This window comes from bacterium (assembly GCA_023135785.1).
Taxonomy (GTDB): Bacteria; CAIJMQ01; CAIJMQ01; order CAIJMQ01; family CAIJMQ01; genus CAZNJA01.
Genome location: JAGLSL010000036.1, coordinates 1 through 5,434, shown reverse-complemented (window position 1 = coordinate 5,434; position 5,434 = coordinate 1). Strand labels below are relative to the sequence as shown.

Below are 5,434 nucleotides of genomic sequence, written 5' to 3'. Positions count from 1 at the left end.
TGGTAGATAATAAGGTTGTAAAGAGATTTAGCGAGCCCGTTATTTCCCCAGAGCGCGATTACGAAAAAGGAGGTATTGAAGACCCGAGAATAGTTTTTCTTGATGGGATATATTATCTTTTTTATACCGTTTATGACAGGAGAAATGCACTTATTGCTTATGCTACAAGCACTGACCTTGTAAATTTTACTAAGCAAGGAGTAATTTCTCCCCGCATTACTTATGCCGAAGCCGGCAGTCTCTTTGGTTCTTCAGAGATAAAGATTAGAGAAAAATATTTTATATTTGAATCATATATAAGGCACAGACAAGGCGATGACATTCTTCTTTGGGAGAAGGATGCTTTTATCTTTCCCAAAAAAATCAACAATAAATTTGCGCTTGTTCACCGTATACTTCCGGGAATACAGGTGATATATTTTGATGATTTCAAAGAGCTAACAGATGATTATTGGAGGGATTATCTTAAAAATTTGGGAGAATATATTATTCTTGATTCTGTGTCCAGATTTGAAAGCAGAAACATCGGAGGCGGTTGTCCGCCTATTGAAACAAAAGATGGATGGATTTTGATTTATCACGCCGTAGAGGATTCGCGCAAGGGGAGAATTTATCATGCCGGCGCAGCGCTGTTGGATATTAATGACCCGACTAAAATTATTGCGCGTTTAAAACGTCCTTTCTTTTCCCCAAGCGAAGAATGGGAGAAACAGGGAGATGTTAACAACGTTGTTTTTCCTACGGGAACGATTGAAAAAGACGGCAGATTATACATATATTACGGCGCGGCCGATAAACGTATAGCTGCAAAGTCCGTAGAGATTGAAGAACTTTTAACAGAACTTAAAAATAATAAAAGTAATATTTAATCGAAAATGAAAAATACTCTTAAAATCGTATATTTATCTACTTTCCCTCCGAGAGAATGCGGCATAGCTACTTTTACCGCAGACCTTACGGATGCAATGGATAATTTGCTTGAATCTGTTATTGAGTCCAGGATAGCTGCGGTCAATACAGATGATATATCGCGTTATAACTATTCGAGAAAAGTTATCTTCCAAATAGATCAGAATTCTCAGCAGGAATATGTCAAAACCGCCGAAGAAATCAACGCAATGGATGATGTGAAACTTGTCAATATACAGCACGAATTCGGCATTTTTGGAGGAGAATATGGCTCTTACCTTCTTGCATTTTTGGATACACTTAAAAAACCGTCTGTTATAACCTTCCACAGCGTTTTGCCTTCGCCCAATAGTGAACTTTACGACATAGTCCGTTCTATAGCAGAAAAAGCAAGCGGTCTTGTAGCAATGACCAACCTTTCAAAAGAAATACTGAACCGAGAATATGGCATTGGCGAAGAAAAGATTTCAGTAATTTCTCATGGGATTCATTCGGTTAACTATACTTCTCATGTAAAACAGAAATATGTTTTAAGTTTTTTCAAAAGAACAAACCTTTTGACTTTTGGTTTCTTGAGCAGAGGTAAAGGAATTGAATATGTTATAGAGGCGCTTCCTAAAGTAGTTGAAGCTTATCCTGACTTCGTATATATCATTTTGGGGGTTACTCATCCTGGAGTTCTAAAAAAAGAAGGAGAAAGTTATCGTAATTTCTTAATTGAAAAAGTCCGCGCTCTTAATCTCTCTTCCAACGTGAACTTTTATAATGAATATGCTGACATTGACAAATTGCTTCAATGTTTAAAGGCGACAGACCTTTATATCTCAACATCTCTTGACCCCAATCAGGCTGTTTCAGGTACGCTTTCCTATGCGTTGGGTTCAGGTCGCCCGGTAGTTTCCACACCTTTTGCGCAAGCCAAGGAATTAGTAACTTCCGAAACAGGGATATTGGTAAATTTTAAAGACTCTGATTCTTACGCCGAAGCTATAATAAAACTTCTTAAGGAGCCCAAACTAAGAGAACAGCTTGGGAAAAATGCCTATTTTAGGACTCGCAAGATGACATGGGATAATGTTGCGCTTGAGTACTCAAAATTGTTCTCTAAATATTCAAGTGATATCTCTAAATTAAGTGAATACAAAAAAATCCCCCGTATTAATCTTAGTCATATGTTTCGCCTGACAGATGATTTCGGCATCATACAATTTGCAAAATTATCCCTACCTGATATCTCGTCGGGTTATACACTTGATGACAATGTCCGTGCTCTAATAGTTGTATGCTTATACTATGACGAACTCGGCAGATCTATTAAGAAACCCTATCTTGATAAACAAAAAACTGAGATAGTCAATCGTATGAAAATATATTTGAATTTCATAGAGTTTTTATTAGGTCCTAACTCGGAGGGGCAAGGTGGCAATGAAGGTATCTTCCATAATTATGTAAAAGCCGACAGAACGATAGATATTGAGCTTGGCAAGAAAGAAAATCTTGATGATGCTAACGGTCGGGCTATGTGGGCACTGTCGGTTGCCGCTTCGGTTGCTTCCCTTCCTGCAAACATAAAAAACAAAGCTCTCTCTCTGTTAAAGAAAAGAATAGAAAAACATAAAATGTTTGAATCTCCCAGAGCGACTGCTTTTTATATAAAAGGGATTTGTCTGCTTTTAAAAAGAACTAAAGAAATTGAAGGTAAGGGTTTGGACATATCTGGTTCAAAGCCTTCGTCTTTACTGCATCCGCTTCGTCGGGCAGAAGACGAGAAAGAAAAAGGATTGAATGACGAGTGGCGAGTCAAGGCGGAAAAGATATTAATTGTTCTTTGTGACAGACTGGTATCGCTTTATCGCGGGGTATCTTCTGAAGATTGGCAGTGGTTTGAAGATTATCTTACTTATTCCAATGCCATTTTACCGGAAGCGCTTATTTTAGGATATGAATATACCCGTAATAGCGACTACTTTGATACAGGCATAAAGACGCTGGATTTTCTGATAAGTCATACTTTTATAGACGGAATATATATGCCTATAGGTCAGGACGGCTGGCATCACAGAATGGGGAAACGCCGTTATTTTGATCAACAGCCGGAAGATACATCGGCAATGACCTGTGCTCTTGCTACTGCATATTCTGTAATCGGAAAAGATTTTTATAAAAAACTTATGAATGAGGCGTTCAACTGGTTTTTGGGCGATAACAGCATTAAACAGGTGGTTTATGACAGGACTACGGGCGGATGTTATGACGGTTTGGGCGAAAGTCATATCAATCTCAATCAGGGATCAGAATCTACTACATCCTATCTTTTAGCAAGACTTGCTTTAATCGGAAAAGAGGATGAACGTTAACAATTTCATATTTTCGACAGTAGTTGCTGATTGAACGGCATGATTAAAAAAAGATATGCGATAGAAATGCGGTAGAAATATAGTAGATATATGTTGTAAAAGGATTGAAAACTAAAAAAAATTACATATTACAACTTCAAAAAACTAATGATAGCGACAATGTATTTCAATACATTTCAATTTATTTCCATTATATTTCTAATTTCATTATTTTATTGTAGTTGCCGATTCATCGGCATTAAAAAAGTTAGATGCTATCTGCCCGCTTTGCAAGCCCTCGGCTTCGCCGAGAGGCGAGCAGGTGAGCGTGACGATTATCCCGCAGAGTATCGGAAAATTTTGGACCCTCTGCAATTTAAAAAATTGCGAGGACCAAAGTCCCGGGAATTCTCCGAATTCCTCGGGGGAAATTTCTGAAAAAATAAAGAATCCTTGTGCTTTAGCACGGGGAGATTCATGGGAAAAGAGGGGGAATCGCTAACAATTATTATTTTCAAAAAAGGAGACCTTTAAAATGACCTGTTGTAAAAAAATACCTGCTCGCCCTAATGTAACATCGGAACAAGCAGGTGGGACAGTTTGTCTGTCAGGCTATTTCAACCCGCTGCATAAAGGACATGTTCGATATTTTAAAGAAGCAAAAAAACTCGGAGATTGTCTTATTGTTATAGTCAACAACGACAAACAGGTCAAGTTAAAAGGCAGTAAACCTTTTATGAATCAGCAAGAGCGTCTGGAAATAGTTTCATCTATCAGATATGTTGATAAAGCGCTCCTGTCCATAGACAAAGACAAAAGTGTCATTAAAACTTTGAAATTAGTTAAACCCGACATATTTGCTCAAGGCGGCGACAGAACGATAGGCAACATTCCCGAAAAGGCAATATGTGATAAGTTGGGAATAAAAATAGTTGAAATGGTAGGCGGTGAGAAAATACAGTCAAGTTCAACGTTGCTTAAAAATAAATAAAATCCTGATGCTAAATACTCAATGCTGTGTTCTTACACTTGATTTAATGTTGTAGTTGTAATAGAAGCACTATATACCCAACACTATATACTAAGTTTATGGTTAAGACCAAAATAATCTGCACACTCGGCCCGGCGTCTTCAAATCAAACGGTTCTTAGAAAAATGATGCTTGCGGGTATGGATGTCGGACGGCTGAATTTTTCCCACGGCAGCTTGAAGGATTTGCTCCATAAAATAGAACTTGTTCGGCTTTTAAATAAGAAATACCGCAGACGCATAAAACTTCTCGGTGATTTACAAGGCCACCGCATAAGAGTAGGAGAACTATCCGCGCCTGTTGAACTTAAAAAACGCCGGATTTTGTGGCTTACCCAAGAAAAGATAAAAAGCACGAATGAAAAAATTCCTTTCGATTATCAAGGTTCGCTAAACAGCATAAAAAACGGACAATATATATTCATAGACGATGGCAATATCGCTCTGGAAGTAATTGGTAGAACTGAGACTATCCTTAAGACAAAAGTAATAGTCGGCGGCTTGCTTAAAGAACATAAAGGCATAAATATCCCAGGCGCAAAACTTCAATTTGGCGGGATAAGCCAAAAAGACATACAAGATATACTCTTTTGCAAAAGGCATAACGTGGAATATATCGCGCAGTCGTTTGTGTGTACGAAGAACGATATTTTAGATGTAAGAAATATGCTCGAGAAAAACTCGCGTTGCAAGATAATTGCCAAAATAGAGAGTAGGGAAGGGATAAAAAACATTGATGAAATAATAAAAGTTTCTGACGGGGTTATGATAGCGCGCGGAGATATGGGAGTGTCATTGCCTATCTACGAAATTCCCATTATCCAGAAGACGATTATTGAGAAATGTAACCGAGCCAAGAAATTCGTCATTACCGCAACACAGATGCTGGAAAGTATGACGGAAAATCTTCGCCCCACCCGCGCAGAAGTGTCGGACGTAGCCAACGCTATAATAGACGGGACTGACTTTGTTATGCTTTCGGCTGAATCGGCTGTCGGTAAATACCCTGTCCAGACGGTCAGTATGATGAATGATATAATAAAATTTACTGAAGGATATTTAAAACATCCGCCGCAAAAATTTCACACATCTTTTTGAAACCAAGAAGAATCCTGTCAAGGACAACGGTAATTTCTACCAAGAATCAGGCAGAATGCCTC

General features: G+C 38.3%; 4 protein-coding genes. All 4 read left to right on the top strand.

Annotation, left to right across the window (positions count from 1 at the left end; all coding sequences use genetic code 11):
* Positions 1-869 (top strand): pesticidal protein Cry7Aa (locus tag KAS42_03190; GenBank protein ID MCK4905233.1); only part of this gene is annotated, 869 nt, incomplete at its 5' end.
* Positions 870-875: 6 nt separating this feature from the next.
* Positions 876-3,266 (top strand): glycosyltransferase, encoded by a 2,391-nt coding sequence (locus tag KAS42_03185; protein ID MCK4905232.1) that lies wholly within the window; start codon positions 876-878, stop codon positions 3,264-3,266.
* Positions 3,267-3,780: 514 nt separating this feature from the next.
* Positions 3,781-4,236 carry an adenylyltransferase/cytidyltransferase family protein gene (locus tag KAS42_03180; protein ID MCK4905231.1) on the top strand — a complete coding sequence of 152 codons (456 nt, stop codon included), beginning with the start codon at positions 3,781-3,783 and terminating at the stop codon, positions 4,234-4,236.
* Positions 4,237-4,334: 98 nt separating this feature from the next.
* On the top strand, positions 4,335-5,372 hold the full coding sequence (gene pyk / locus KAS42_03175; GenBank protein MCK4905230.1) for a pyruvate kinase: 1,038 nt from the start codon (positions 4,335-4,337) through the stop codon (positions 5,370-5,372).
* Positions 5,373-5,434 lie beyond the last annotated feature (62 nt).